Annotated in this window: 29 protein-coding genes, 1 tRNA gene and 1 pseudogene; 11 read left to right on the top strand and 20 right to left on the bottom strand. The window is 58.1% G+C overall.

The features are described from left to right. Positions 1–147: 147 nt before the first annotated feature. Both ACR0JF_RS10930 and ACR0JF_RS10925 read right to left on the bottom strand, forming a co-directional pair. Positions 148–540 carry an ectoine synthase gene (locus ACR0JF_RS10930; protein WP_170660066.1) on the bottom strand — a complete coding sequence of 131 codons (393 nt, stop codon included), beginning with the start codon at positions 538–540 and terminating at the stop codon, positions 148–150. 15 nt (positions 541–555) lie between these two features. After that, a pseudogene (locus ACR0JF_RS10925) lies at positions 556–1,235 on the bottom strand (SDR family oxidoreductase). A gap of 160 nt (positions 1,236–1,395) precedes the next feature. On the opposite strand from ACR0JF_RS10925, the gene ACR0JF_RS10920 reads away from it, so the two are divergent. After that, positions 1,396–2,106, top strand: coding sequence for a LysR family transcriptional regulator (locus ACR0JF_RS10920; RefSeq protein WP_480669264.1), 711 nt, complete (start codon positions 1,396–1,398; stop codon positions 2,104–2,106). Between the two features lie 401 nt (positions 2,107–2,507). Here the strand turns inward: ACR0JF_RS10920 and ACR0JF_RS10915 are convergent, their stop codons facing one another. Next, positions 2,508–2,762 (bottom strand): DUF6552 family protein, encoded by a 255-nt coding sequence (locus tag ACR0JF_RS10915; protein ID WP_170660065.1) that lies wholly within the window; start codon positions 2,760–2,762, stop codon positions 2,508–2,510. Next, positions 2,752–3,456, bottom strand: coding sequence for an SDR family oxidoreductase (locus tag ACR0JF_RS10910; RefSeq protein ID WP_170660064.1), 705 nt, complete (start codon positions 3,454–3,456; stop codon positions 2,752–2,754). The genes ACR0JF_RS10915 and ACR0JF_RS10910 overlap by 11 nt, the downstream gene beginning before the upstream one ends. 98 nt (positions 3,457–3,554) lie before the next feature. Between ACR0JF_RS10910 and ACR0JF_RS10905 the strand changes: the two genes are divergently transcribed. Further along, entirely contained in the window at positions 3,555–4,433 is an 879-nt protein-coding gene (locus ACR0JF_RS10905) for a LysR substrate-binding domain-containing protein (RefSeq protein ID WP_170660063.1), read from the top strand. A gap of 519 nt (positions 4,434–4,952) precedes the next feature. After that, positions 4,953–5,372 carry a hypothetical protein gene (locus ACR0JF_RS10900; protein WP_170660062.1) on the top strand — a complete coding sequence of 140 codons (420 nt, stop codon included), beginning with the start codon at positions 4,953–4,955 and terminating at the stop codon, positions 5,370–5,372. Between the two features lie 339 nt (positions 5,373–5,711). On the opposite strand, the gene ACR0JF_RS10895 is transcribed toward ACR0JF_RS10900, so the two are convergent. From ACR0JF_RS10895 to ACR0JF_RS10875, 5 genes are all read right to left on the bottom strand, one after another. Then, a tRNA-Leu gene (locus ACR0JF_RS10895) sits at positions 5,712–5,797 on the bottom strand. Between the two features lie 120 nt (positions 5,798–5,917). Further along, entirely contained in the window at positions 5,918–7,036 is a 1,119-nt protein-coding gene (locus tag ACR0JF_RS10890) for an alanine racemase (RefSeq protein ID WP_170660061.1), read from the bottom strand. Continuing rightward, positions 7,033–8,280: a D-arabinono-1,4-lactone oxidase gene (locus tag ACR0JF_RS10885; protein WP_170660060.1), complete on the bottom strand. Its 1,248-nt coding sequence runs from the start codon at positions 8,278–8,280 to the stop codon at positions 7,033–7,035. Before ACR0JF_RS10885 ends, ACR0JF_RS10890 begins: the two co-directional genes overlap by 4 nt. Before the next feature lie 88 nt (positions 8,281–8,368). Beyond that, the gene (locus tag ACR0JF_RS10880) at positions 8,369–8,890 is read right to left on the bottom strand and encodes a DUF2478 domain-containing protein (RefSeq protein WP_170660059.1); all 522 of its coding nucleotides are present in this window, start codon (positions 8,888–8,890) and stop codon (positions 8,369–8,371) included. Positions 8,891–8,960: 70 nt separating this feature from the next. Beyond that, positions 8,961–9,626 (bottom strand): NnrU family protein, encoded by a 666-nt coding sequence (locus tag ACR0JF_RS10875; RefSeq protein WP_170660058.1) that lies wholly within the window; start codon positions 9,624–9,626, stop codon positions 8,961–8,963. A gap of 141 nt (positions 9,627–9,767) precedes the next feature. Between ACR0JF_RS10875 and ACR0JF_RS10870 the strand changes: the two genes are divergently transcribed. Next, positions 9,768–10,454: a hypothetical protein gene (locus tag ACR0JF_RS10870; protein WP_170660057.1), complete on the top strand. Its 687-nt coding sequence runs from the start codon at positions 9,768–9,770 to the stop codon at positions 10,452–10,454. A gap of 3 nt (positions 10,455–10,457) precedes the next feature. Here the strand turns inward: ACR0JF_RS10870 and ACR0JF_RS10865 are convergent, their stop codons facing one another. After that, entirely contained in the window at positions 10,458–10,862 is a 405-nt protein-coding gene (locus ACR0JF_RS10865) for a c-type cytochrome (RefSeq protein ID WP_170660056.1), read from the bottom strand. A 98-nt stretch (positions 10,863–10,960) separates the two neighbouring features. On the opposite strand from ACR0JF_RS10865, the gene ACR0JF_RS10860 reads away from it, so the two are divergent. Then, positions 10,961–11,398 carry a DMT family transporter gene (locus ACR0JF_RS10860; protein ID WP_170461979.1) on the top strand — a complete coding sequence of 146 codons (438 nt, stop codon included), beginning with the start codon at positions 10,961–10,963 and terminating at the stop codon, positions 11,396–11,398. Here the strand turns inward: ACR0JF_RS10860 and ACR0JF_RS10855 are convergent. The 3 genes from ACR0JF_RS10855 to ACR0JF_RS10845 all read right to left on the bottom strand — a co-directional run bounded on the left by ACR0JF_RS10855 (position 11,382) and on the right by ACR0JF_RS10845 (position 14,512). Then, positions 11,382–12,068, bottom strand: coding sequence for an ABC transporter ATP-binding protein (locus tag ACR0JF_RS10855; protein ID WP_170660055.1), 687 nt, complete (start codon positions 12,066–12,068; stop codon positions 11,382–11,384). The genes ACR0JF_RS10860 and ACR0JF_RS10855 overlap by 17 nt on opposite strands. Next, complete coding sequence (locus ACR0JF_RS10850) at positions 12,061–13,356, bottom strand: lipoprotein-releasing ABC transporter permease subunit (protein ID WP_480669260.1); 1,296 nt, start codon at positions 13,354–13,356, stop codon at positions 12,061–12,063. The genes ACR0JF_RS10855 and ACR0JF_RS10850 overlap by 8 nt, the downstream gene beginning before the upstream one ends. A gap of 79 nt (positions 13,357–13,435) precedes the next feature. Further along, positions 13,436–14,512, bottom strand: coding sequence for a DUF6492 family protein (locus ACR0JF_RS10845; protein ID WP_170660053.1), 1,077 nt, complete (start codon positions 14,510–14,512; stop codon positions 13,436–13,438). A gap of 241 nt (positions 14,513–14,753) precedes the next feature. Between ACR0JF_RS10845 and ACR0JF_RS10840 the strand changes: the two genes are divergently transcribed. After that, positions 14,754–15,110 carry a hypothetical protein gene (locus ACR0JF_RS10840; protein ID WP_170660052.1) on the top strand — a complete coding sequence of 119 codons (357 nt, stop codon included), beginning with the start codon at positions 14,754–14,756 and terminating at the stop codon, positions 15,108–15,110. Here ACR0JF_RS10840 and ACR0JF_RS10835 read toward each other — a convergent pair. Together ACR0JF_RS10835 and proS are read right to left on the bottom strand one after the other, a co-directional pair. Further along, the gene (locus ACR0JF_RS10835) at positions 15,107–15,988 is read right to left on the bottom strand and encodes a glycosyltransferase family 2 protein (RefSeq protein ID WP_170660051.1); all 882 of its coding nucleotides are present in this window, start codon (positions 15,986–15,988) and stop codon (positions 15,107–15,109) included. The two genes, ACR0JF_RS10840 and ACR0JF_RS10835, sit on opposite strands and share 4 nt — an antisense overlap. Then, a complete protein-coding gene (gene proS / locus ACR0JF_RS10830) occupies positions 15,972–17,312 on the bottom strand; it encodes a proline--tRNA ligase (RefSeq protein ID WP_170660050.1) in 1,341 nt (446 codons plus the stop codon). The genes ACR0JF_RS10835 and proS overlap by 17 nt, the downstream gene beginning before the upstream one ends. A 168-nt stretch (positions 17,313–17,480) precedes the next feature. Between proS and ACR0JF_RS10825 the strand changes: the two genes are divergently transcribed. The 5 genes from ACR0JF_RS10825 to ACR0JF_RS10805 all read left to right on the top strand — a co-directional run bounded on the left by ACR0JF_RS10825 (position 17,481) and on the right by ACR0JF_RS10805 (position 23,266). Beyond that, on the top strand, positions 17,481–18,845 hold the full coding sequence (locus ACR0JF_RS10825; RefSeq protein WP_170660049.1) for an FAD-dependent oxidoreductase: 1,365 nt from the start codon (positions 17,481–17,483) through the stop codon (positions 18,843–18,845). Further along, positions 18,845–19,819 carry a 2OG-Fe(II) oxygenase family protein gene (locus tag ACR0JF_RS10820; protein ID WP_170660048.1) on the top strand — a complete coding sequence of 325 codons (975 nt, stop codon included), beginning with the start codon at positions 18,845–18,847 and terminating at the stop codon, positions 19,817–19,819. The genes ACR0JF_RS10825 and ACR0JF_RS10820 overlap by 1 nt, the downstream gene beginning before the upstream one ends. 89 nt (positions 19,820–19,908) lie before the next feature. Then, a complete protein-coding gene (locus ACR0JF_RS10815) occupies positions 19,909–20,982 on the top strand; it encodes an AI-2E family transporter (RefSeq protein ID WP_170660047.1) in 1,074 nt (357 codons plus the stop codon). After that, entirely contained in the window at positions 20,983–21,672 is a 690-nt protein-coding gene (locus ACR0JF_RS10810; RefSeq protein WP_170660046.1) for a GTPase domain-containing protein, read from the top strand. Between the two features lie 49 nt (positions 21,673–21,721). Beyond that, the gene (locus ACR0JF_RS10805; protein ID WP_170660044.1) at positions 21,722–23,266 is read left to right on the top strand and encodes a Ppx/GppA family phosphatase; all 1,545 of its coding nucleotides are present in this window, start codon (positions 21,722–21,724) and stop codon (positions 23,264–23,266) included. Positions 23,267–23,273: 7 nt separating this feature from the next. On the opposite strand, the gene ACR0JF_RS10800 is transcribed toward ACR0JF_RS10805, so the two are convergent. Genes ACR0JF_RS10800 through ACR0JF_RS10780 form a run of 5 tightly spaced genes read right to left on the bottom strand, consistent with a single transcriptional unit; the run spans position 23,274 to position 26,495 of the window. Then, a complete protein-coding gene (locus ACR0JF_RS10800; protein WP_170660042.1) occupies positions 23,274–23,648 on the bottom strand; it encodes a hypothetical protein in 375 nt (124 codons plus the stop codon). A gap of 37 nt (positions 23,649–23,685) precedes the next feature. After that, positions 23,686–24,678, bottom strand: coding sequence for an endonuclease/exonuclease/phosphatase family protein (locus tag ACR0JF_RS10795; RefSeq protein ID WP_170660041.1), 993 nt, complete (start codon positions 24,676–24,678; stop codon positions 23,686–23,688). A 3-nt stretch (positions 24,679–24,681) separates the two neighbouring features. After that, positions 24,682–25,362 (bottom strand): molecular chaperone DjiA, encoded by a 681-nt coding sequence (locus tag ACR0JF_RS10790; RefSeq protein ID WP_170471776.1) that lies wholly within the window; start codon positions 25,360–25,362, stop codon positions 24,682–24,684. Between the two features lie 45 nt (positions 25,363–25,407). Beyond that, positions 25,408–25,896, bottom strand: coding sequence for a GNAT family N-acetyltransferase (locus tag ACR0JF_RS10785; protein WP_170660040.1), 489 nt, complete (start codon positions 25,894–25,896; stop codon positions 25,408–25,410). Then, complete coding sequence (locus ACR0JF_RS10780; RefSeq protein WP_170660039.1) at positions 25,893–26,495, bottom strand: VOC family protein; 603 nt, start codon at positions 26,493–26,495, stop codon at positions 25,893–25,895. Before ACR0JF_RS10780 ends, ACR0JF_RS10785 begins: the two co-directional genes overlap by 4 nt. Positions 26,496–26,501 lie beyond the last annotated feature (6 nt).

The raw sequence follows: 26,501 nt of genomic DNA, 5'->3' as shown, positions 1-26,501 counted from the left end.
GTCGCAAAGAACCTGCACCGATTTTGATGGCAGGTATGATCTCAGCGATTAGTCATTCTCACTGTGTTTCGATGATCCGCTCTGCGCCCAAATTTCCAAATGCTGCGCTCTTCTTGAACGGCCGGTTTGCGCAACATATCACCGTGCTCATCCAGATACAGTTGGAGCATAACTTCCGTCTTCGCGGTGTACTTCGCGCCCGCTGAGCGGTGGGTTGAATACGCAGACAAGCCGAAGGTCAGACTCTGTTGCACGCACCAAATGTCGGTCATGTTGGTCTAAGGCATAGAGGGTAAATGGTTCAAGCAAATGCCAGGTTTCATCTTCAAACGCTCTGATCTGCCCCTTGCCCTCGATGCAGTAACACGCTTCCAAATGATGGGAATATTTCAGTTCCAGCACTGCGCCTTTTTTGATGATCGTATCAGTCAGCGAGAACCCCATCCCATCTGACGCGAGAAGCAGTCTTCTGCTGTTCCAACCAGGCCCGGAAACGTCCCGATCTGTACCAAGGATATCTTTGAGTTCCGTAACAATCATTTTAGCACCTCTTTGCTATCGTACCGCGCGGTTCATCCCGCCATCGGATAGAATGCTCTGACCGTTAATATACCGGGCTCCATCGCTGGCAAGAAATACGCAGGCTGCCCACTTTCTTCGAACGTTGCCGGCCGCTTAGCTGGGATTTCCCGACGGGCCTGTTCGGATAGATTTACGTTTTCGCAGAACCCGGGCAGCAGGTTGTTCATGCGTATATTGTGCCGTGCGTAGCGATCCCCATAAAGCTTTGAGAAACTGTGCAGAGCGCCACGCAGCATGCTCATGGGATAGGGCGCGCGCGGCTCGATTGTGTTCATGGACGAAATGTTTACGAGTGCACCCCCGCCCTGTTCGATCAATATGGGCGTGACAATGCGGGCAATCTTGACGACGTTCAGTACGTACATATCCAGACTTTCATGCCACAACGCGTCGCTGAGTTCCAAAAGCGGCCCGTTAAAGTCGGGATCAAACCCTACCGTCTTTATCGCTTCTGGCACCGCACCGCCGTGGCCAGTATTGCTAACGATTGCATCGATCCTTCCATATTTGTTCATAGTGTCGTCGAACATCTTTTGGAGATCGTCGACATCTAAAAAAGAGCCACGACGACCAATGCCCCCAAGCTCTTCCGCCAGTTCAACAGACCGGTTTGACGGGGACATCAGCGAAACTTTGTAGCCCGCCTTTGCCATTTCAATGGCGCAACCCAGGCCAATACCTTGTCCTATGCCTGTCATCAGCGCGACTTTGGTATCGGGCATGGCATCCCCTTTCCTCAGATGTATAGTATGTGAGATTTGTTGCGTTGATAGCGGTGTATCCTCTTGGAATTAGGTAATCCTATCGAGTTAATTGGACATTGCCGTTAATTTTCCTCACATCATGGAGAACCTCAGACACCTTCGCGCCCTTCAGGCATTTGACGAGACCGCTACCCACTCCAGCCTGAGCAGAGCAGCGGATGTTCTGAACGTCACCCACGGGGCGATCAGTCGACAAATCAAGTTGCTGGAACTGCATCTTGGTGTGACGCTCTTTCACCGCCGACCAAATGGCGTTGAACTGACCAAGGCCGGGAAACGCCTGCATCAATCAACTCGCGGGGCATTTTCGACATTGCAGCTGGGCGTGATGGAGGTGAAACGACTTCATCACCGCCAGTCGGTTACAGTGTCTTTGTCTAAATCGCTTGCGCTCAAGTGGTTTGTGCAGCTACTCAACTCGTTTGAACAAGAACATCCTGGTATTTCATTGTTGCTGGACACGAATGATGTATTTGCGGATTTCGATGTATCCGACGTTGATGTCGCTTTGCGCTTTGGCAAACCCGGCTGGGACGGGCTAAATCGTGAGCAAATACGGCAAGAGGAACTGATTGTCGTGGCTGCCCAATCTCTTATTGAACAAACCCGGCTGCCGACGCGCGCCGAGGTCGTGGCTAGTCATCCACTTTTGCACGACGCCTTTAACGTCGGATGGGAAAGTTGGGCAGCGCAAGTTGGTTTGAGCTCTGATCGGATCAACGCGCAGAGCATCAAGTACGTCGACAGTGCCGTTTTGTAGGAGGCCGCGATTGACGGGCAAGGCGTGGCGTTGGCGAGACGTCTTTTGGCAGCTAGGGACTTGTAACTTGGTCGGTTGATCCGTCTGGATGAAACCCGTGTTTCATTGGATCGCGGACTCTACTTCGTCTGTCGTCCGGGTGATCAAGAACGAGTCACAGTAAGGATTTTCAAGAAATGGCTCATGTCGATTTAAGCTGTGTGCCTCAATCGAAGGTTCGAAAGAGCGGTCGTTAGACCACGTTCTTCAGAAGTCAGCTTTGTCCTCATAGCGGTCATTGACGCTGCAATCGGCTGATGGTTGCTTTCACCAAAACTGGTCATTCGTACAAAGCGCAGCGAACGACGGCTTCGAGCCCAGAAATACCGAATGCTACGCAATGCACGAATGGCTGCTTTTGCTCATCTGCCGCTAACCATACCAGCAATCATTGCGCCTAGCGCGACAAGGTGGACAAGCATCAGCGCCTTGTCATTCCACAGTGCGCCGACGGCGAACCAACCAACGACACCGACAAGAAACATGTATAGGTTCCAAGGTGCCCAGCCAAAACCCGTCGCAGTGTATCCCATGATCTGAACGGCGGATGCGCCCCACTTCACCGCGAAGACAAGGCGCTCGCGAGGCGATCCAAGGACCAAAACATCAGACTGCACGGGTCAAGCCTCCGTCGATACGCAGGTTTTGTCCCGTCATGTAGCCACCATCTTCTGAGACGAGCCACGAAATAAGAGAAGACACCTCCGACGCCAACCCGTAACGCCCCATGGGAATACGCGCTTTGCGGTCTTCGGTTTCGGGCAGGCTGTCGATGAAGCCCGGAAGGACGTTGTTCATACGAATGTTCTCTGACGCAAATTTGTCCGAGTAGAGCTTCGTGAATGCAGCAAGCCCGGCCCGGAATACCCCCGACGTTGGAAAAAGAGGGTCGGGTTCGAATGCCGCAAAGGTTGAGATGTTGATGATTGCTCCGCCGCCCTGCGCCTGCATTGTGGGTGTGACACGCCTTGTCGGGCGGATCACGTTCATCAGGTAGACTTCCATCCCTTTATGCCATTCGTCGTCGCTGATTTCGAGAACCGGACCCTTCGGTCCGTGGCCAGCAGAGTTCACCAAGACATCAATACGGCCCCAACGATCCTTCGCACCCTCGACCAAAGCGTTCAGCGCTTCTCCGTCAAGGTTAGAGCCGGTCACGCCAAAGCCGCCGAGTTCGCCGCCGAGCGCCTCACCCTTGCCGGACGAGGACAGGATGCCAACCTTGAACCCATCTTCCGCCAATTTGCGGGCTGCATCCGCTCCCATGCCGCTGCCGCCCGCTGTGACCAGAGCTACTTTTTCTACTGACATAACGAGTATCCTTTCATGATTGGACTATATATGGCTCTCTCAATGAGAAAGTGCGATTGAGAATTGATGTTACGTGACAGTAGAAATACTATCGCAAAATGACTGACCTTCCCCCGCTCAATAGTTTGCGTGCTTTCGATGCAGCAGGCCGCCGCCTTAGTTTCCGAGCCGCCGCTGATGAATTGGGCGTCACGCAAGGGGCCGTGGCGCAACAAGTGCGTCAGCTCGAAGCGCATCTTGATGTGGCCTTGTTTGAACGGGTACCGAAGGGCCTACGGTTTACATCGGTAGGACGCAGCTTTCACAACCGGATCGCTGACGTGTTTGCAGACCTTCGATCCGCAACTGCCGAGTTGAAGCCAGAGCCGTACAAAGTCCTTATCAGCGTCACTCCGACTTTCGCTGCAAAATGGCTGATCCCCAACCTACCGGATTTTTCGGCGGCATACCCGAACATTGATTTGCGGATCATGGCCACTGAGAAAGTCTCGAGTTTTCATAGCGACGGGATAGACCTCGCAGTGCGCCAAGGGTCGCCACCCTTCGGCGCTTCACTGGACGTGACGCTTTTGTTCAAGCAATCGCTCATCGCGGTAGCCGCGCCAAAATTCGCGGCCAAGGACGGTAGTCTCCTTGAGCCAGAAACCCTCGCCAAACTGCCGAAGATCCATGGCACCCATGATCTATGGCCCAGCTACCTTGCGCAATTAGGCGTTGAGGACCAATCTCCCCGTGACCTCCGCTTGAGCCAAACGTCGCTTGCGGTAGACGCAGCCATCGCTGGACAAGGCGTGGCCTTGGTAAGCCGGTTTCTAGTAGCTCATGACATTGAAGCCGGACGCTTGGTCGAGGTTGGTGCAGCCTGGAACGTGGGCAGAAATGACTTCTATGTCCTCATGTCGCGAGCCACTAAAAACCATGAGTCGGTGGCCAACGTTGTGGCATGGCTCAAGTTGCGTTCCGCCGAAGATACCTAAGTGCCTTGAGTGGAAAGCAGTCATTCGCATCATTCGGGCGAATGGCAGTAAAGTCCGCAACGCGGACTTTGAAGGGGATTTACAGAACGTCTGCTCCTGAGCCCGAAGTTGACATTCAATCGCTGGCGTCGCCGCGCCGACCGAGCGACCGGCACTAAATGGCGGCGCAGAAAGGGCCATTTGATCCAGAAGAATTTTATGCAATGTGTTATCGGAGTCTGAGAACTTCCTCAGGTCTTCGGTCTACAAGAGAGTTCTGAAATTCGAAGTCTAGTTGTTTCAAATACCCTCCGAGATCTACTTCACCTGCCTCCATAGCATCAGCCAAAGCCTCACCCCACTGAGACTGCAGCGATGGTGGGGAGCGATGCTCTTAAAGGCTCACAATCCGTTTGCGTAGATCGAATGGGATGGTTCGGGGCCACTTTTTCATAGCCTCAAATGTTCTCTTTTTGATCTTATTTCATCAAGACCAAAGGGAGGGGTTTGAAACATCCTAAAAACAGATGCAGCCCTCAAATGGAACACGCATCAACATATCTTGACGGTTTCACGTCTGTCGGCACGCTGAACAGATCGCAGTATTCTTTAACTAAGGCCGATGTGCCGTACGTTGCGGGCTTGTATGTCTTCCGGTTTCCTGATGGCCGTGTTTTCAACTTTGGCGAAGGCGGCAAAGGCAATAGCAGCCTCCACACGTTGTTTCGATATGGCAAATGGCTGGAACGTGTTTATCCCGCTGGTGATAATCCTCACCTTGTTAATAAGTATGACAACGAACGTAAGAAGCAGCGAGAGCGGCGGGAAATGGTTGATGGTTGTGAGTTGGAACTTCCGGTTCGTCCGTTCTCTGGCACGACTGAGGAACGTCGAGCTGAGGAAGATCGTCTGACTCTTGAGCATCGCCCGATTTGGAACTGCCGCCGTCAGAGGCGTTAATGCGGCTTAGTTGGCTGTTTGGATCTACACAAGGTCTTGAACTGCACCACCGCCTAGAAGCTGATAGCTGTGATTTCCACGCAAGACCGGACAATCTATTCGCCAGCGATTTCACTACTCTTGGCAGCAGTTGCCAACGGTGGGTGACCACGATGCTTCAGGCTGGTCCACGACGTGACAAGCGAACGCAGCCGGAAAAAGTTGAAGTTGATAGAGTTTCGCCGTTTGGATGAACCAACCCAGCTAAGCCTGATTGACCCTTAGACGCCTTCTAAAGGGACACCACAAGGGATACCGACTGCCGGAACTTGCGTTTTTTAAGTTATTTTCTTTAAAAAGTGGTACCCGCGGCCGGACTCGAACCGGCACGGCCTTCCGGCCCAGAGATTTTAAGTCTCTTGTGTCTACCATTCCACCACGCGGGCAAGCTGTGTCGACACGCGGTCGGCACTCGTTGAGACCTACGCCCATAGCTTTGCGAATTCAATGCGCTTCGCGGTGAAAAACGGCTTAAAAATCGCACAAGTATCGCTGTGCTATCGGAGTCAATTCGGCAAGCATGGCCATTCCGCGATCACCTGCCCCTCTCGCACTGCCAAAACCGATCCGAACAGGTTCAGAACAGCCTCGCTTTGGCTCGGGCGGATCAACGCGATGTCACCGGGTTTGACGGCATGCTGAGAGCGGCCAGTCCAAACCTCCTGATTGCTCGACCGCCCGAAGACCGAGGAATAGGTGAACCCGCCGGGGTGAACGGGTTGGCCGGGGAAATACCCTCCGAAGATCGCGATATGGGTTTTGCGCTGGGGCAGGAACTCCAATCCGGGCAACGGGTTCGCGTGCATGGCCTTGAGAACAGGGCTGGCCAGAAACGCAGCCGGTTGAAAGGCCACGGTGGTCGCGTGGTCGAAATCGGTTGGTTTCACGAGGATCGAACCAAACGCAACCTCGGTGGCTGGGCCGCGTGCGCGGTAGCTCCGAAAAGTCAGGCTGCCGCCGGTGTTCAGGCAATAACCCGCGCCTTCAGGCAGTGCAGCCAAGGCATGTTCAAACGCTTTGGCGCTGGCCTTCGTTGCCCGCGACTTCAGGAGACCGGGCAGCTTCGCCAGATGCGCCTCATACCCCATAAGCCCGCTTAAGCGCGCGTTTGGATGCGACAAGATCACCCGCGCGAGTTCGGCAACCTGATCTACCTGCAACCCACCGCGATGCAGGCCGATATCCACCTCAAGCGACAAACGCAGGGACGTTTGGCTTGTCTCCGCCAAGGTTAGATACTCGCGCAGGCGTTCGGGGGTGTCGATCAGCCATTGCACTCGGTCCACAGCGTCCGAGCAAGACTGTAACACGCGCGCGGCAGAGGTTACGGGTAGCGGTTTTCCGATCAGATGGTCCGTTTCTTGTTCCGCTTGCAGTAGCTCCATTAGCATCGGTTCGGAGAAGCTCATCAGACCGGAGCTGGGGATCAGCCCGCGGATATAATCCAGCAACGGCAGGCAAGGCAGAGATTTTGCGACCAAGCGCCGGTCCAGTCCGGGGTCAGCTGCGGCCTGTGCTGCACGGCAATTTGCCTCGACACGATCCAAATCTATCGCGACGACAGGCTGGTCGACCCCGTGGGTGCGCAGGGTCTCGGACAGTCGGGTGAGGTAGGGATCGCTCATGGTCGGAACAATCGGCTCAAGGCAGGCGTCAGGAATTTGCCGTGCGGATCCAATTCCTCACGCAGGGCGCAGAACCGGTCGAAATCCGGATACAAGGCGGACAATTCTTTGTATGAAAGACTGTGCATCTTGCCCCAATGCGGGCGCCCTCCAGCCTCAAGAAACAGCGGCTCCAGAGCGTTGAAATAGCGGCTGTGATCTTCGCCCGCATCCGTGTGCAGAGCGATCGAGATCCGTGGGCCACCCTGAAACGGTGACAGGCAGGCCGTGTCACCTGCCGTCTGGCGCACTTCGATTGGGAAGTAGATGTACTTGTGGTCACGCTCCAGACGGCGAAAGACCTCGGCCAACACATCACCAGCGACATCGGCAGGCAAATGATACTCCATCTCCTTGAACCGGATTTGCCTGTCGCTGCACAGCACCCGCCAGCTTTCACCCACGTAATCCTCATCCGACTGAGCCAACGTGAGCAGGTTCAGCAACAGCTTGCGCAGACCGGGACTGAGGCGTCCCGCGTTGCGGGCGAGCTTCAACACCTTGACCGCGAGCATATCCAGATCGCGCGGTGCTTTGCTTTCGGGGGCGTCGGTGACGGCGTGGCGCAGTTCGACGGCTTTGCCTGTGAAGGGGATATAGAAGAACTCAAAATTCCGGTTCTCGGCCCAATTCTGATGCATGTTGGCCAAGACATCCGGCAGATCGGTAAGCGTGACTTGACGGCGCAGATTGTATTTCGGCACAACATTGATCCGCGCCTCGATCAGAATACCCAGCAAGCCCAGCGTCACCTGCGCCATCTCCAGCGGGATTTGCGAGGTGGTCAGCATGTCACCGGTCGCCCCTATAAACTTGGCATCAGTGATCTCGGCCGCAAGGCAGGGCAGAGTGCGTCCGGTGCCGTGGGTAGCCGTGGACGCAGCCCCAGCCAAAGACTGCGTGTTGATGTCGCCCAGATTGCGGAACGCCACGCCCTGCTTGGCCAAAGCGGGCGAAAGGTCACGCAGACGTGCATTGGCATTGACCCAGACCTGCCCATCTTCGACCGGTCCAACTGTGGGCAAATGCAACTGTGACAGATCCAATATCCGTTCGGCACCGCCCACGATTGGGGTAAAGGAATGCCCTGCCCCAACAACCCGCAGGTTTTCGGGTTCCGCAACCGCTGCCCGCAGCTGTTCCAACCCCAAAGGGCGCGCAATCGGAGCGGTGGCGGTTTCGTTCCCGGCCCAGTTTACCCACATGCATAAAATCCTCTCTAAACGAGGATTGCAGCCAAGGCACGGCCAAACAAGTCAGGATATCAGCGCATTACGCTACGTGAGGCTGCTCTCAGGCGGCATTCGCCCGCTGGGCCGAGACCTTTTCAAACCAGCTGACAATCGCTTCAAGATCCGGGGTCAGTTGTTCTGCCGCGCCTCCCGTGAAGGCCTGAAACTTCTCATCATTCAACCCGTTCACGCCCAGCAGAACGGGAATGTCCTGCGCCAGCGCCTCGGCGATGACGGGGCGGAAACCACGCCCGTCGGCCTCATGCTTGCCGAACTTGTTTATGATCATCAACTGCGGGTCATTGGCAAGCGTTGCCATGACCTGTCCCACAGCCTGCTCGAGCGCTGCAGGGTCCAGACGGCAGCCGCGCGAGTGCTCGCCTAAGGATTGCGAGATACGGATGGTCTCGCCATCGGGCAGAACCTGCACATCCATATCGCATTTGCTGCTATCGGTGCATTCCGTGTTGGTCTGCACGACCCCCGCCAGTTTGGCACCACGCGCCAGCAGATGTGCGGCCACGGCGCTTAACAAGCGGTCAGTCGCGCCGCGATCGGTGGTGGTAACATAGGCCAGATGCATTTTTGGACCTCGTAAGTCAGACTTCAGCGTATCAGATAGCACGGGACACACTGGTCGACCACTCCTTGCTTCAGGGAAGTGGCGAGACGCCGATCACAGCACCGTGCAAGCCTATGAGAACGGCAAAGACGGCAAGCGAGGCAAGCCACACGTGAAGGGGCGGCCAAGGTGAGGGCGCGCGCAGTGAAAACCTTGCGGTATTGCGCGACAGGCGCGGCCAATCCGCACCAAAAGACCGGGCTGTCCGGCGGTCGATTAGCGTCATGCCCAGCGCGGCAAAACCGGCGAACAGGCCAAATAAGATCACGTGAGACAAACTGCCATTCGCCAGAAGATGCGCCCCGGCCCACAGCATCAGCGCCGCCAGAAGCGGATGGCGGGTGGTACGCAGAATACCGGGGCGGTCCGGATCAAAAGCCGCCTTCCCCAACCCACCAAAGGAAAACGGGTTGCTGATGGTCAGTCCGGCGACCGCGAGCCAGCACACCACTGGCATCACGACCAATGGCACCCCGCGCAGCACGGGCCGCGGAGGGATGACCTCGACATAGGGCGCATTCGCCGCGGCCAGGATCAGCCATGCAAGGACGACGAGGGACAATAGCGAATATGCCAGCAAATACCCCTTGTGCCCCAGAACCGTGACCAATCTGGCCCGCACCGGTGCCCGCGCGGGGATGGCGTGGCTAAGGAAAAACGCCGTCAAAGCCGATATGAATGGCACCCAACTGGACATGTACTCTCCGATAGATGTTTCGACCCGTGTAGCGGTATCGTGCCGATTTGGTCTTGCGCTGAATCAAGTACCGGCTGCGGCCCGGCCACGTCTACGTGAAATCGTCTTGCGCAACGCAAGTGACGCACTAGGGTTGAACTCATGGCCTTGCGCATTCTGTTTATGCTCCTTTTGCTTCTGTCTTCCTGCGGGCGTCCCCTGACCGAGCAGGAGCGTGGCTTTGCAAGCGCGGTGCAAGGCACGACCTTGGATCTGGATAGCGTCCGGCTGGTAAAAGGGGCTCCCGTCGTGCCAGTCACCTATTTCCGCGAAGCGCGCCCGCGTGAGGCCTGCCGGGAACGCATCCTGCCCCCTGTCGAGGCAGGGGTAGTCACCGGAAAACCGGCCGCCGTTGCCCTGTTCAACAAAGTCTATTTCGCGCGCGATTGGTATCTTGAGGACTATATGTCCAACTACCCCGAAGAGATGAACCTGATCGCCGCGATGTTGCTGGCGCACGAACTGACCCATATCTGGCAATGGCAGAACCGCGAGACCACAGGCTATCACCCCTTGCGCGCCGCAGCGGAACATGGCGGGCGCAAGGATCCTTATCTGTTCGTTCTGGAAACCTCACCCGATTTCCTGTCCTACGGGTTCGAACAGCAGGGCGCGATTGTCGAGGAATATGTCTGCTGCCGCGCGCTGGACCCTCAGGCGCAGCGCACTAAACGGTTGCATGATATGTTGGGCGAACATTTCGATATTTCCCCGCTGCCACAGACCGGCCGCGAGCGTGACATCGCGATCCCGTGGAGCGAGGCAAAGATCGAAGGCATCTGCAGCTAAGGCTTAGCTGTCCTGCAGGGTTTTCAGATACTCCACCAGATCCACGATGGGCTGGCTGGTGAGGATCGGCTGCCCATCGGGCGTTTTGATCGCCGTGTCCTGCCCTTCGAAATACGGGCCATAAACTGGCATCGGACTGCCATGGCTCAGCAACGGATCACGCCCGTCAATCCGCCCCACCACGCGGGCCGTAGGGAAAACACCGTCTGCATTTGCCAGTGTCTTCAGGTTGGTCGGCTGAATGACAAGCACTCCGGCCATCGGCCCATGGCCGGTTGCATCAATCCCATGGCAAGTGGCGCAATAGTGCTGGTAAAGCTCGGCGCCTTTCTCTGCATCCTGCGCCCAGAGGGGGACAGACATGGCAAACAGAGCTGACGCCGTTGCAAAACAAAGCTTTGTGATCATCGCATCCTCCTACCACAATTGCTGTCAACAGGCTTGCCCGCTGCGCGGCTTGGCGCAATGATCCAGATCAACGAATACGGGTAAAGAGGGTTCGGGCCATGACACAATACGCAGCCATCATGTTGGCCGCCGGGATCGGAGTCCCAATCCTTGCAGCTTTGAACGCGGCGCTCGGCAAGCTTATCGGCTCGCCGACCACAGCGGCTGTGATCCTGTTTGCCATCGCCTTCGGGTCTTCCGCACTGGTGATGGTGGTCTTTCCCGGTTTTGAGGCGCTGTCAAAAGTGGCGCAGGCCCCGAAACACCTGTTGCTGGCGGGCGTTCTGATTGCTTTCTACGTCCTGTCGATCACCCATGTCGCGCCGCATTTCGGCGTCGGCAATGCCGTGTTCTTTGTCCTATTGGGACAATTGATTAGCACGGCCGCCATTGACCATTTCGGCCTGTTCGGCGCGCAGGTCACGCCACTTACCCTGATGCGCGCGGGTGGGATTGCGGTGATGGCGATTGGAGTGGCGATCACTCAACTGGCTTGAGCACCCCACCTTCCAGCCGGACGATCCGGTCCATCCGTGCAGCCAGGTCCAGATTGTGCGTGGCGATCAGCGCGGACAGGCCCTGGTCGCGCACTAGGGTCATCAGGGCCTCGAACACCTGATCCGATGTATCCGGGTCAAGGTTGCCTGTCGGTTCATCCGCCAGCAGAACGCGCGGTGCGTTGGCCAGAGCGCGACAGAACGCGACCCGCTGTTGTTCCCCTCCAGACAACGCCGCCGGACGGTGATCGGCGCGTTGGGCGACTCCGACACGGTCCAAGAGGGCAATCGCCCTGTCCTGCGCGTCCCACTCGGACACACCGTTGGCGAGTTGTGGCAGGGTGATGTTCTCGAGCGCTGTAAACTCGGGCAGAAGGTGGTGGAACTGGTAGACGAACCCAACATCCTGACGCCGCACAGAGGTGCGTGTGCGGTCGCCTTTTCCTGCAAGATCCTGACCCGCAATCTCAACGTTGCCACTGTCCGGAGTGTCCAGCAGCCCGGCGATATGCAAAAGGGTCGACTTGCCCGCACCCGATGGCGCAACAAGCGCGACGGCCTCACCCGCCTGAAGCTCCAGATCAATCCCGCGCAAAACCTGCACCTCACCCGGAGTGCCCTGCAGGTAGGTTTTCGTCAGGCCGTTCAGCCGCAAGCTCACATCATTCATAGCGCAGCGCCTCAACCGGGTTCAGCCGCGCGGCGCGGCGGGCGGGGAAATAGGTGACAAGAAAAGACAGGCCCAGAGACAAGCCAATCGCCTTCAGAACATCGCTGAGGTGAAGCTCGGCGGGCAAGGCGTAAATCCCACGGATCGACGGATCCCAGACGCCGCCGCCCATCGCGTAGTTCACAAACGAAAAGATCGAGTCGATATAAAGCGCGAACAGGCAACCCAGGATCACGCCCATGACCGTGCCGATGATGCCCGTGAACGCACCGCAGATGAAAAACACCCGCAGGACCGAGCCCTCGCTGAGACCGATGGTGCGCAGGATACCGATGTCTCGGCCTTTGTTTTTAACCAACATAATCAGGCCCGAGACGATGTTCATAGCCGCAATGAGGACAAGGATCGACAGGATTATGAACATCACGTTGTCCTCAACCTCCAGAGCCCTCAAGAACCCGCCCGAGGCATCCTGCCACGTCCAGATTTGGCTGCGCTCACCTGCGGCCTCAAGGATGGGGATCAGGATTGGGTTCAGGTCTTCGGGACGGTCGACCATGACTTCGATCTCGTCGGCGACGCCCTCACGGTTGAAAAAACTCTGCGCCTGCGAGAACGGCATATAGACCCGCGTGCGGTCGATATCGTAGCGCCCGGCCGAGAACACGTAGACAACGCGATAGGCGTTTACCCGTGGTGAGGTTCCAAAGGCCGTCTTGACCCCGTTGGGCGAAGTCAGTTTGACGGAGTCGCCAACGGTGGCGCCAATGCTGCGCGCCACGCCTGAACCGATGGCGATGACGTCTTCGCCCGTCTGGAACTGGGACAGATCGCCAACCGCTTCCTCGCTTTCCGCAATACCCGGCAAGTCACGCAGATCGTCCGGTCGCATCCCGAAGACCTGAACCCCACTGCTGCGGTCGCGATTGGTGATCAGCACCTGCCCTTTGACCAAGGGGGCGACCCGTTCAACGCCGGGAACCTGCGCCAAACGCGCAGTACGCTCCTCAAAATCTGCAATGGTCCGGTCAACCCGCCCCTGCGTGTCGATCTCACCCGAGGAATAGACCGTCACATGTGCGTTAGCCCCCAGAATGGTGCCAACGAATTCAGCCCGGAACCCCGAGCGCACCGCTAGGGTCGCAATCAGGGCAAAAACAGCCAGCGTGATCCCGATCAGGGAGATCCAGGTCATCACGCTGACGCCACCCTCGGCCCGACGCGCGCGCAGGTAGCGCCAGGCGATCTTCCATTCAAAAGGGGCGAAAGGCGGGGGTGTTTTGGCCATGCCTGCTCCGGGTTATTTTCTGGTTTGGCGCGACCCTTTCGGCATTTCGTCCGAGGGTCAAGCCGCTTGTCCTTATAGGTCAGCTCGAAAGCGCGGAAGTTTGCTGCAGAACCTCTTCGGTCACCTGGCGATCGCATATGCCACGCGTTTCAAGGGCCGCATAGACTTGCCCGCGCAAATCCTCTGGCAAGTTCGCAACCGCCCTGTTGTGCAGCCCGAGGGTCAGCGATCTGTCGTCCTGCAGCCGCGCGACCAGCTTAGCCAGTTCATCCGTGGAATAAGTCGGCCACATCCCAATATGCGCAGGGTCAGCGGGTTCGAACCACGGCACATAGCCATCACGTGACTTCAGACAAATCGCGTTCATCAACATGAACTCTGATGGCCGCCGTTTAGACGCGAACAGTGCCTGAACTGAGCCGTAGCGTGTATTGATCTCATCAAGCAGCGAAAGGACCAGCGTCCGGCGTACCGGGAAAGGCGTGGAAAACGTCGTGGTGCGCAGATCGTCTGTCAGCGTTTGTTCAACACCCAAAGCTTCAAGACTCTGGAGAAACCAATTGCGGTGATAATCGCTGTGAACTGGCATGAACTGAATGCGGGCTGGTCCTTGGGGTGAGAAGAATTCGCCTTCTTCGAACGACCGCAGGAACAGGTTCTTGGTGTCGAGAATGACGATGTTCTCGGCCTCTGCCACCCGCGCCGCGCCAAGTTTCAGCACCTGCTGCATGCGGTAGCCATTGTTGCCCCGCCAACCGCCTTTGCGGATCAGCGGCAGGCGATAGCGGTTTTCGATGAGGATACGATCTTTCAGCGGCCGCTTGGCAGTGTGCCCCTCGCCCAGCAACACCTCTTCGCCCTTCAGAATCCGCACTTTAGGACGCAGCGGGCCATAGTGTTGCAGGATCGGTTCGATCTTCGCTGCTAGCCCGGCCTCATCTATATCGTTCAGAATAACATGGATCGAGGCCAGCTGATCCGGCGCAACAAACCTGGCCATAGACATCGCCTGAAGCCTGAGCAGCGGATAATCCTTGGAATAGACGATAGTGGCGAAACTCAGCACGAACCTGCGGCCTTTCTCTGGGGCGTGCCCTCGTCTATCAGCAAATCCGCCGAGGTCAAATTGCACTGCCTCCAGATCGAAACGAATCACTTGCCGGTCCTTTGGCAGGGTAAAAGTAGTCTTGCCCGCCAATTGGTTACACCAGAGGTTGTGACGACCTTCACAGACAGGCCGCTATTGTTTCAGCTATGAAGTCAATATCGGCATTGCGTGAGGCACTGAACTCAAAATGCCACAACAATTGAGCAATTTTATTTCACTTTTTGCTTAATATCAGAAACTTTGTCACCCTGACTTTGGGGGAACACATTTGAAAGAGCGGGGGTCGCTCATGAATATTCAAAATACAAAACTTGGGACGGGCCCGATTTTGGCCCACAAACCTTCATCAGATTTGGATTGTGAGACTGCGGCACTGCTTCGTGCGGCGATCCGTCCGATCTTTGCAAGCGCAGTTAGCTGGAACAATTTGACCGAGGTCCTAAGGGACAAAGGCTATCGCCTTGCCTTTCGCAAGGGACGCCTGTGCGTAACCGACCGTGACACCGGCGCACGCGTCTGTGGAATACGATTTTTGGGTTTTGAGCTTCGGGAACTGGTACGCCGCATGGGGCGTCCGATCGTTGTGGCCCGCGGGAATGATGCAGACGGAGACATTCTGACTGCGCGTCCGATCGTACGGGCCTAGTAGCTGCGCCAGAATTGAACGGACCGGCGCAAGGTTTTTGCCAGACTGTGGCGCGCGGCGGTCTTGATCGGCTCGGGTGTGTCAGGTCGCCGTAACAGTTCCCAGATCAGACGAGCAGGCATGTGTCCGCGTCGATAGAACCCGGCGAAATCGTCCAGACTGAGGGCTTTCGCGGATTTGAATCCCGAGTAGTAGTTCATCCAGACCCGAGCGTAATCCTTTCCGGTCGCGTCTTGATCACTGGTCGCGCCACGATCCCAGAACAGTGAGATCGGCTCATCCATACGCTCACCCTGATAGCCCGAGCCAATCAGGCGCAGCATCAGGTCATAATCGGCCGCAATACGGAACTGGCTATCGTGCCCGCCCAGCGCCTGAAACACATCACGACGAATGAAGACCGAGTTATGGCAGAACGGCATGCGCTGCAGGATGGCTTTCAGCGACATCCGCTTTTCCATCGTCTCACCTCCATCCTCATAGCGGCGCAGCGTTGAGCCATAAAGGAAGTCAGGCTTGGTCGCCTCCAGCCGATCTGCGGCTTGGTTGAGAATATCATCCGAGGCCAGCGAGTCGTCTGAGTTCAGGAACAAAAGGTACTCACCCTTTGCCGCCTGCGCGCCCTTGTTCATCGCGTCATACAAACCGCCATCCGGTTCGCTGATCACGGTCGTGCGCGGCATCCCTTCGGTCAACTCGTGCAACAGAGCGACAGTGCCATCAGTTGAGGCACCATCCTGGATGATATGCTCGGCCCGTGCGCATTTTTGTCGCTGCATGCAATCGACAACGCCTTTGAAACTGTCCTGCCGCCCCTGGGACAGCAGGTTGTAGGTCGCGGTGATGACCGAGATGAGCGGATCAGGCGATCTGCTCATAAATCCCGGCAATTTTGGTGACGGCGGCTTCGGGGCTCAACTCTTCGCTTTCGCCCGTGCGGCGGCAGGTCAGCTCGACCACACCGTTTTTTAAGCCGCGCGGCCCGACGGTGATGCGCCATGGCAGGCCGATCAGGTCCATGGTGGCGAACTTGCCCCCTGCCCGCTCATTACGGTCGTCATAGAGCGGCTCAAGACCCAGAGCGGTCAGAGCACCATAGAGCTTGTCACAGGCCGCGTCCGCTTCTTCATCACCTTGCTTCAGGTTGACGATGCCGCAATGGAACGGCGTCACGCCCTCGGGCCAGATGATGCCTTTGTCATCGTGGCTGGCCTCGATGATCGCGCCGATCAGGCGGCTGACACCAATGCCGTGGCTGCCCATGTGAACCGGGGTCGGCTTGCCATCGGGGCCTTGAACGGTCGCGCCCATGGCCTCGGAGTACTTGGTGCCGAAATAGAAGATCTGACCCACTTCGATCCCGCGCGCCACGCGGCGGCGTTCCTCAGGGATCTGATTGAACAGCGCCTCATCATGGGTTTCGTCCGTGCGCGCGTATTTTGAGGTGAACTCTTCCAAAATCGCCTGACATTGCGCGCGGTCATCATAGTCGATCTGACGGTCGCCAAAGGTCAGATCAGTGACGGCGCTGTCATAGAAGACCTCGGATTCACCAGTGTCGGCCAGAACCAGGAACTCGTGCGTGTCATCACCGCCAATCGGGCCGGAATCGGCGCGCATCGGGATCGCCTGCAGGCCCATGCGTTCGTAAGTGCGCAGGTAGCTCACCAGATGGCGGTTATAGGCGTGCAGCGCGTCTTCCTTGGTCAGGTCGAAGTTGTAACCGTCCTTCATGTAGAACTCACGCCCCCGCATCACGCCGAAACGCGGACGGATTTCATCGCGGAACTTCCACTGGATTTGGTAGAGGGTTAGCGGCAGGTCCTTGTAGCTGCTGACATGGCCGCGGAAGATGTCGGTCACAAGTTCCTCGGCCGTAGGCGTATACAGCATGTCGCGACCATGGCGGTCCTGCATTCGCAGCATCTCTTGGCCGTAGTCATCATAGCGACCGGATTCGCGCCACAGCTCCGCCGATTGCAGGATTGGCATCTGGATCGCGATGTGGCCCGCTCGCGCCTGTTCCTCATGCACAATGTTTTCCAGCTTGCGAAGGACTTTGAACCCCAGCGGCAGCCAGGAATAGATCCCGGCAGCAGCCTGCTTGATCATCCCGGCGCGCAACATCAGACGGTGGCTGACGATCTGGGCCTCGGAGGGGTTTTCCTTGAGAACGGGCAGAAAGTAACGGCTAAGGCGCATTGGGTGACCTTCAAAGGTGGATTTGAGCTTTTCAAGGTGATTATGCCAAACCCCCGCCGGGGGCAATCGGCCATTGGTGATTTTGCGACCTCAGGCCCATCGCATTTTTTATTGACCAGCCAATCAGGAACCTAAAGTGTGACGGAAATGTAAAATCATGAGGCACCGATGCAGACAATCTCGGAACCCGCCCGTCAAATCCCCGTTGTTCACCAAACGGATGTTCTGGTCGTAGGCTCTGGCCCCGCTGGTCTGGCCGCCGCCTTGGCTGCCGCACGCGCAGGGGCCGAAGTGTCGCTGGTCGATCGTTTCGGCTGTATGGGCGGCAATATCACCGCCGTGGGCGTGGAAGGTTTCGCCTGGTACCGCCACGAACAAACGGTCGAGGCTGGGGGCATCGGCATGGAGTTCGAGACCCGCGCCAAAGACATGGGCGCCGCCGTGCCGGAAAGCCAATCGCTCAGCTATGAGCTGGACAGCGAAGGATTCAAGCTGGTGGCCGACAAGCTGGTCGAAGAGGCGGGCGTGCACCCGATGCTGCACCGTCAGTTCGTGGCCCCGATCATGGAGGGCGACCGGATCACCGGCATCATCACCGAATCCAAAGCCGGGCGCGAGGCAATTCTGGCCAAGGTCGTAATAGACGCGACCGGAGACGCAGATGTCGCCCACCGCGCCGGTGCCCCCACACACAAAACCGCGCGCGAGGATATGATGGCCGCCTCGGTCATGTTCCATCTCGCCGGTGTCGACAAACGCGCCTTTATGGAAGGCGTCAAGGCCGACCCCCAGACCTATAAAGACTGGGGTGGCGGTGGCGAGTGGAACATCGAAACCTCGGGCAAAGAGGACGACATGTTCTCGCCCTTCGTTCACAAGCCTTTCCAGCAGGCAATTGATGAGGGGTTGATCCCGCCTCATCTGAACACGATCGCAGGGACCTGGGGCGCGATGCACGACACGGGTGAGCTGACCTATATGAACCTCATCCATCTGGCTGAAATCGACGGCACGGACCCTGACAGCCTCACAAGGGGTGAGATCGAAGGCCGGCGTCAGTCCATGCTCGCCATTGAGGCGCTGCGTCGCTTCATGCCCGGTTGCGAAAACGCGCGGCTCCGGAATTTCGGGATGACCATCGGCATCCGCGACACCCGCAAGATCGACGCGGTCTACAACATGACCGAAGAGGACGCGCGCCATCAGGGCCGGTTTGAGGATACGATTGGTATCTATCCCGAGTTCATCGACGGCTACGGCATCCTGATCCTGCCGACCACCGGGCGCTATATGCAGGTGCCCTATCGCTCGATGCTGCCCAAAGGGATCAAAGGGCTTTTGGTTGCCGGACGTTCGCACGGCGCCGACAAGGTGGCCCATGCGGCCACGCGCAACATGGCGTGCTGCGCAGTCATGGGACAAGGGGCTGGCATCGCAGCGGCCTTGTCATTGAAAAGCAATCAGGATCTGCACAGCATGAACCTGGCCCCTGTTCACGCTGAATTGGACCGGCAAGGCGTCAGGATTCACTGATGGACTACATTCCGACAATCGACCTCAGCCCTCTGCGCGACGCCGCGCATCCTGACCACGACCAAACCGTTCAACAGATCATGGAAGCCTGCACGGAGATAGGATTTCTATCGATCATGGGCACTGGCATTCCCCAGGCAAGCGTTGATGAGGTGCGCGACATGGCGCGCGCGATCTTTGCGGTCGAAGAGGCCTCTAAATGGCAACAAGCCATCACCCGCGAGAACTACCGCGGATTTATCCCGATGGGGTTCTTCACGCCCAATGACGGCTCGGGCAAAGCCGACAAATACGAAGGTTACAAGCTGCATCACGAAGTCGACGCTGATGCTGCGATCCGTGAAGATTGCGGGCTGTATGGCCCAAACATCTGGCCGGTCGAAGTGCCGGGGTCGCGCGATGTCATCCTGACCTACTGGTCGATGCTGGATGACGTGGCAGACCTTCTGCTCGCAGCGCTCGAAACCGGACTAGACTTACCGGAACGCCAATTGCGCGACGCGTTCCGAAACCCGATGACCAACATGACCCTGCTGCACTACCCTCCGCAGGCGCCGAATGAGGGCGGCTATGGCATTCACCCACACAAGGATACGGATGCCCTGACCATCATCGCCCCAGATCCCGTCGGAGGGCTGGAGGTGCAAACCCGCACCGGAGACTGGATCACACCCGACTGCCCTCCCGGTGGCTTTGTCGTCAATATCGGCGACATGCTGGAACTGTGGTCGGGCGGTCGATTGAAATCCACGCCGCACCGCGTCGTCAACCGATCAGGGCGTGAGCGGTACTCGTTCCCCTATTTCGCCGTTCCGCGCCATGATGTGGTTGTTGAGCCTCTGCTACCCGCCCTGCCCGGCTTTGACCGCCCCGCCGTGCATTGCGGCCATTGGTCCGCTGAAATCTGGCGCACCAACTGGCCGGACGAGACCGCGACAGGGGATACTCCGGAACTGGGCACGCTGACCGACTGACCCGCAGAAAACAAGGCCCATGAACCGCTTGCATCGCCGCGCGTCATGGGCCAAGAACATGGCAACGCTGTGCAACAAAGGGATGCGCCATGGCTTTGCCGGTTAAGGATCAGCTGAGATACTGGGGCATCGCCACGATTGTCTTTGTCGTGATCCTGTGGGCCTTGGGCGACGTGCTTCTGCCCTTCGTGATCGGCGGCGCAATCGCCTATTTCCTAGACCCCGTCGCCGATCGGCTGGAAAAGCTGGGGTTGTCGCGGATGGCTGCCACCGGGATCATCACCGTGGTTGGCGTCCTTGGATTTGTGCTTGCGATTCTGATGGTTGTGCCAGCTCTGGTCACGCAGTTGATCGACCTGGTCGACATAGTGCCCAGCCTGTTCCAGGAGCTGCGCGCCTTCATCGAGAAGCAATTCCCGTCGATTCTAGACCGCGAATCCAGCTCGCACCAATTCCTTGTCGGGCTGGGTGAGACGCTGAAATCCAAGACCGGGGATGTGTTGGAATCCGTTGTGGCCTCGCTTGGCTCGGCAATCAACGTGGTGGTGCTGCTTGTCATCGTGCCTGTCGTCTCGGTCTACCTGCTGCTGGATTGGGACCGCATGGTTGCACGGATCGGAGAGCTACTGCCCCGCGACCACGCCCCCACGATCAAACGTCTTGCCGGTGAGATAGACAACGTGCTGGCCTCATTCGTGCGTGGCATGGGCACGGTCTGTCTGATCCTTGGCACTTACTATGCGGTTGCCTTGATGCTGGTCGGGCTGCAATTCGGCCTGATCGTCGGATTCATTGCCGGGGTGGTAACCTTCATCCCCTATCTAGGCGCGTTGATCGGCGGTACTTTGGCCATCGGGCTGGCGCTGTTCCAGTTCTGGGGCGATTGGGCGCATATCGGGCTGGTCGCAGGCATTTTTGCGCTGGGACAAGTAACCGAGGGCAACTTCCTGACGCCCAAACTGGTCGGCGACTCGGTCGGATTGCATCCGGTCTGGCTGTTGTTGGCATTGTCGGTCTTTGGTGCACTTTTCGGCTTTGTCGGGATGCTGGTCGCCGTTCCGGTTGCTGCAGCTTTGGGTGTGCTGGCGCGGTTCGGTACGTCGGTTTATCTGGATAGCCGCCTTTACACCGGTCTCGAAAGACAGGATCAGGACAACGCGTAAATGGCCCGACAATTAAGCTTCGATTTGCCCGCCATAACCGCGCTGGGGCGGGAGGATTTCTTTGTCTCGCCGGCGAACGCTCTTGCGGTTGCGATGATTTCCGCCACCTCTTGGCCCGGCAACAAACTGGTGCTGAGCGGTCCGGCAGGAGCAGGTAAGACCCACCTGGCCCATGTCTGGGCCGCAGAAACGGGCGGACGCATCATCAAAGCCGAGGCGCTGCGGTATGAGGCCGTACCCGATCTGGCGCGCAGCCCGATTGCGGTTGAAGACGTTCCGATGATCGCAGGTGATATCGAGCAGCAGAAAGTGCTGTTTCACCTGCACAACCTCGTTCTGGCTGAGGGTCACGCCCTGCTGATGACCGGGCGTCTGGCGCCGAAATTTTGGCAATTGCCGCTGGCGGATCTGCAAAGCCGGGTCGAGGGCGCGCATCACGTCGCGCTCGACCCACCGGATGACGCGCTGCTCTGCGCGGTGCTTGCAAAACTGTTTGTAGACCGGCAGCTGAACCCCGGCCCCGAGGTGATTTCCTATCTGGTCAAGCATATGGATCGACGCTTTGAGACCGCCGCCGATGTGGTCGCGCAGCTGGACGATTTTGCGCTGTCCGAGAAACGGGATATCACGCGTGCCCTGGCGATCCGCGTCTTGAAAATGGACCCGGACGAAGGCGAACCGAATGATTGACCCAAGCGCGCCAATTGCGCATTCTGACAGCGAAATTTCTGGGTAAGACATGGACCAGACCGTCGAAACCGACATTCCTGATTGGGGGCCTTTCGGAAGACCTCTGTTCGACGACCCCGGCACAAGGGCGCTGTCTCGCGTGGGCGTGGTCGATGTCGGGTCGAACTCGGTCCGGATGGTGGTCTTTGATGGCGCGGCCCGTTCGCCTGCCTATTTCTACAACGAAAAGGTCATGTGCGAGCTGGGCGCGGGACTGTCCGAGACAGGCCACCTGAACCCACACGGGCGTGAGAGGGCGATGGCCGCCCTGCGGCGCTTTCAGCGGATCGCAGAGGACCTCGGCCTGCCGGGGCTGCATGTCGTAGCCACCGCCGCCGTGCGTGAGGCGAAAGACGGGCCCGAATTCTGTCAGGACGTGAAGGCAAAAACTGGCCTGCACGTGGCTGTGATCGACGGTCAGGAAGAGGCGCGCCTGTCAGCCCAAGGCGTTATGCTGGGCTGGCCCGGAGCGTTTGGCCTGATCTGCGACATAGGCGGCTCGTCCATGGAATTGGCCGAGATCGGAGGCGGCAATGTTGGCCGTCGCATGACCTCGGCCCTTGGTCCGCTGAAGCTGCGCGATATCAAGGGCGGGCGCCGTGCGCGCAAGGCCCATATCAAATCCACTATGGAAGAGTTGCACAGCCAGATGGGCCAGCAGCGCGACCGGCTGTTTTTGGTGGGCGGCAGCTGGCGTGCCTTTGCACGTCTGGACATGCTGCGGCGGGGCTATCCGCTGAACGTCCTGCACGAATACCGCATGACCACCAAGCAAGTGCGCGAAACGATCAAATTCATCGACGCGAACGATCATGACAAACTGCGCAGTCAGGCCGGGGTGTCCAGCTCTCGTATGGCGCTGATCCCTTATGCGATGGACGTCCTTGCGCGGCTGATCCGCACCTTCAAACCCAAGGACATCGCGATCTCAAGCTATGGCATCCGCGAAGGTCTGCTGTACGAGCAGATGTCGCAGGAACAGCGCGACCGAGATCCCCTGATCGAGGCCAGTCGGTTTTCCGAAGCGAAAGACTCCCGCCTGCCCGGTATGGGCCGCACGCTCTTTGATTTTGTGATGCCTCTGTTTAAGTCTGCGCCTGCGACGCAGGTCCGTCTGATCAAGGCCGCCTGCCTTTTGCATGATGTCAGCTGGCGCGCGCATCCTGATTACCGGGCCGAGGTCTGTTTCGATTATGTCACCCGCGCCAATCTCGGGGGGCTGAAACACTCCGAACGCGTTTTCATCGGCCTTGCGCTGCAACATCGCTATCGCAACAAGCGCGAGGGCAACCGTTTTGCGCCGCTTTACGAGTTGCTGGATGAAAAAGACCAAAAACAGGCCGAGATTCTGGGCAAGGCTATGCGGTTCGGCGCTATGTTGTGCATGGACAGCGACGCACATGTAGGCAAGCTGCGCTTTTTTCCCAAAAAGCGTGAGCTTGATCTGGTGCTGCCCAAATCCGTGCAGCCCCTGTTCAACGAAGTGGCCGAGTCCCGCCTGAATTCACTGGCAAATGCCCTGAAATCCGAAGTGCGTGTGGTCATCAAGGGCTGAGCTGCCCCTAGATGTCCGTGGCTCCGTCCGGGGCCTCTTGCAAAACTTCGGGTGTTTCAGGCGCATCTTCGGTCTGTTTCTTGCGGATGATGATGTCGCCATTGGGTAGGATTTCGGGCATCTCGTAGACGCTCCAATCCTTTACCTCGGCGGCGAGTTCTGCCAGCGCGGGTCCCATCTCCTGCATGAAGGATCGCATCGCGGGGCCAAATTGATCTGCAAGGCCAAGCAATTCATCCAAAGCCGGCTCCATCTCGCGTCGCAGGCCCTCGAAAAACAACTCGGCCCCCTGCTCCATCAGCGTTGGTGCATCTTCTTCCTCGGCCGTTGCAGGCAGCGCAAAAGCGGCTGTCACCGCGCCGATCATCAGAATATGTTTCATATGCTGAATGTAAGCCTTTCCGCGCCCAGTTGAAAGGTCACAGCTCAAAATCCAGCGTGACCGGAAAGTGATCCGACGCGGTCAAAAGGGCCTCTCGCAGTTCAGGTTTGGCCCAGCAGGCCGCATCCCGGAACGGATGCAAGATGCGCCACACGGGCCGCCTGGACTGCAAGTCCGAGCTGATCATGATGTAGTCCAGCAACGCCTCAAGGAACGTGCCGTTCTCGGGTCGCGCAAACCGCGCCGTCGCGGGCACAGATCCGGGACGCGGCCCATATGCCGCAGCCGCATGGGGATCAAAGAGACCCGCCTGCAACAGAATCTCGACCGAGGAGCGCCCAAAGAGATGTTCAAACTCATCCAGACCGGGGCCGTCATTTAAGTCACCCAACAGGATCACTGGATCATCCTTAGCCAAGTGATGTGCGACCCGACGGGACAACCAGATCGCCTGTGCCAACTGCTTGCGGCGGTTGGCGATCGAGATGCGGATTGCCTCATCTCGTGACCCCGCCCCATGCGGAGCCTTTGATTTCAGATGCGCGCCGATCAGACGAAACTCAAACCCCGCTTTGGTCTGAACCGACAGCTCCATAGGCGGCTTGGAGAACTGCACCACGTCTTGAGTCGCATCCACGTCCAGATCAATGCGGAACTCCGCGTCAAAACGCGGGGCGTCATCTGCCGCTCGTGGGTCATGGCGCACCGATAGAACGTTCGGGTCGTAGAGAAGCGCCAATTCCTGATGCGTGTCATTGGGAAATCCCATGATCGCCTGCGAGGTGCGAAGGTCAAAAACCTCGGCAAATGCCTGCAACGCGCGCACCGTGTTCTGCCGTTTGCCCGTATTCGGCGCTTCGACGACAAGAACCGCATCCGCGTCAATCGCGGTGAGAACCTTGGCGATCGCCTCGACCTGCTGGGCTTTGGTCACGTCATGACGACCGGACCAGCTGTCATCGACGATCAGTCTGTCATTGCGATCAAACAGGTTGGCAAACCACTCGATATTGTAGGTCGCCAGACGCATCGCCTAAACCGTCGCGCCGTTGATCTCGTCCCAGGCACGGTTGATGTCGATCATCTTCTTCTCGGCCAGGCGGATCGCCTCCTCCGGGACACCACGCGACATCATCGCGTCGGGGTGGGTTTCCCGCACCAGCTTTCGCCAGACCTTGCGGATCTCAGCGATCGGCATATCGCGCGAGACCCCCAAAACCACATAAGGATCGTTCGGCGCGTCCGGCACGAACCGCGCACGCAGGGCCAGAAACTGCGCATCCGTCTGTCCGAAGATGCGGCTGACCTCTTCCAGAAATTCATTTTCGTTCGGGTGATAGAACCCGTCGGCCATGGCGATATGGAACAGCCCCTCCATAAGATCGCACAGGGTGGTGCTGTCCTCCGAGAACATACGCGCGATCTTCCGGGCATAATCCTGATAACCTGCCACATCGGTGCGAGCCATGTTGAAGACACGGGCCGCGCCCTCTTCATCGTCGCGCGCAATCTGGAACACGTCGCGGAAGGCCGTCACCTCATCCCGCGTCACCTGCCCATCGGCCTTGGCCATCTTGGCCCCCAGCGCGATCACGGCAATTGTAAACGCGACCGAGCGTTCAGGCGGCGAGCGTAGCTTTTCGAAAACAGCCGTCAGGCTCTCACCTTGGGCAAGAGCGCTCAGCGCGTCGGATATGCGGGTCCAGATCGACATGGGCGTACACTAGCGTCCCATTGCTGGACTGTCAGGTGCGATAGATCATTCGGGCGAAAGAATTTTCTGCATCAGCACAAGGTCCAGATACTGCCCCCATTTGTGCCCAATCTCGGGCATACGCCCCACCTCGGCGAACCCCAGCGCCGAATGAAAGGCGATCGCACCCGAGTTGGCCGAAGAAATCCCGGCGACCAGAACATGCACCCCTTCGCTGCGGGCTACTTGCTGCAACCGCTCCATAAGAGCGCGCCCAACGCCACGGCCCAAAGCATGGTCTGCCAATTGGATCGAATGCTCACGGCACTTGGCATAGCCCGGCCCGGATCGGAACGGGGCATAGGTTGCAAAGCCAATGACCTGCCCCTGGTCCTCAGCCACAAGAAACGCCGCGCCACGCGCCCGTATATTATCGGCAATCGAATCTGCGCTGCGTTCATCGGTCGTGAAGGTTACCAATGTGTCGCGAATAATCGCGTTGGTGATCAAAGCGATCTCTGCTGCATCCGCTGGTTGGGCCTGACGGACCCTCATCGCAAAATACGTACCCCTTGAGGCGTTTCGATCTCGGCCTGCATTGACGATGGTCCCGTGTCAAAAACAACCGGATCAAGCGGACCCAGTTGTTCTGCCAAGCGCAGCGCATCCGGGTGATAGACAACCAGACGTTTAAGGCGGCACCCGTGATCCTCCAACATACGCGCGGGATGAAGATCCCCCTGCCACTGGATCAGCGCCGGAAACAAGTTGTCAAACGGCAAACGCCCATTTGGCGGAACCGCCATCCGCCACCGCAAAGCCCCCCGGGCCAAATCAATCGGCGACCCCACACCATCGGGAAACACGGACAGGGAGGCCTCGATATCGGGTACGCGGCAAATCCAGTTGGTCAGACGTGGCGCACCCTCGAACCGGTCCAGATCGAACCAACGCGTCCTGTCGGGACGAGGCGCATCCGGGTCGATGGCAATCGCCTCCAGATACAGCCCGTCCTTCAGGCCAAGCAACCGATTATGCGTGCCAAATGCCTCATGCTTGCCACCGGCCTGAAGACTGACACCTAGCGCATCTTCTACATGCGCCGTGGCCTCTTCCAACGTGGCACCCGCCACCGCAATATGATCCAACTCCATCGCGCC

Source organism: Ruegeria sp. BG11 (assembly GCF_056538565.1).
The sequence above is the reverse complement of the archived record's forward strand: the minus strand, read 5'-3'. Positions and strand labels throughout refer to the sequence as shown.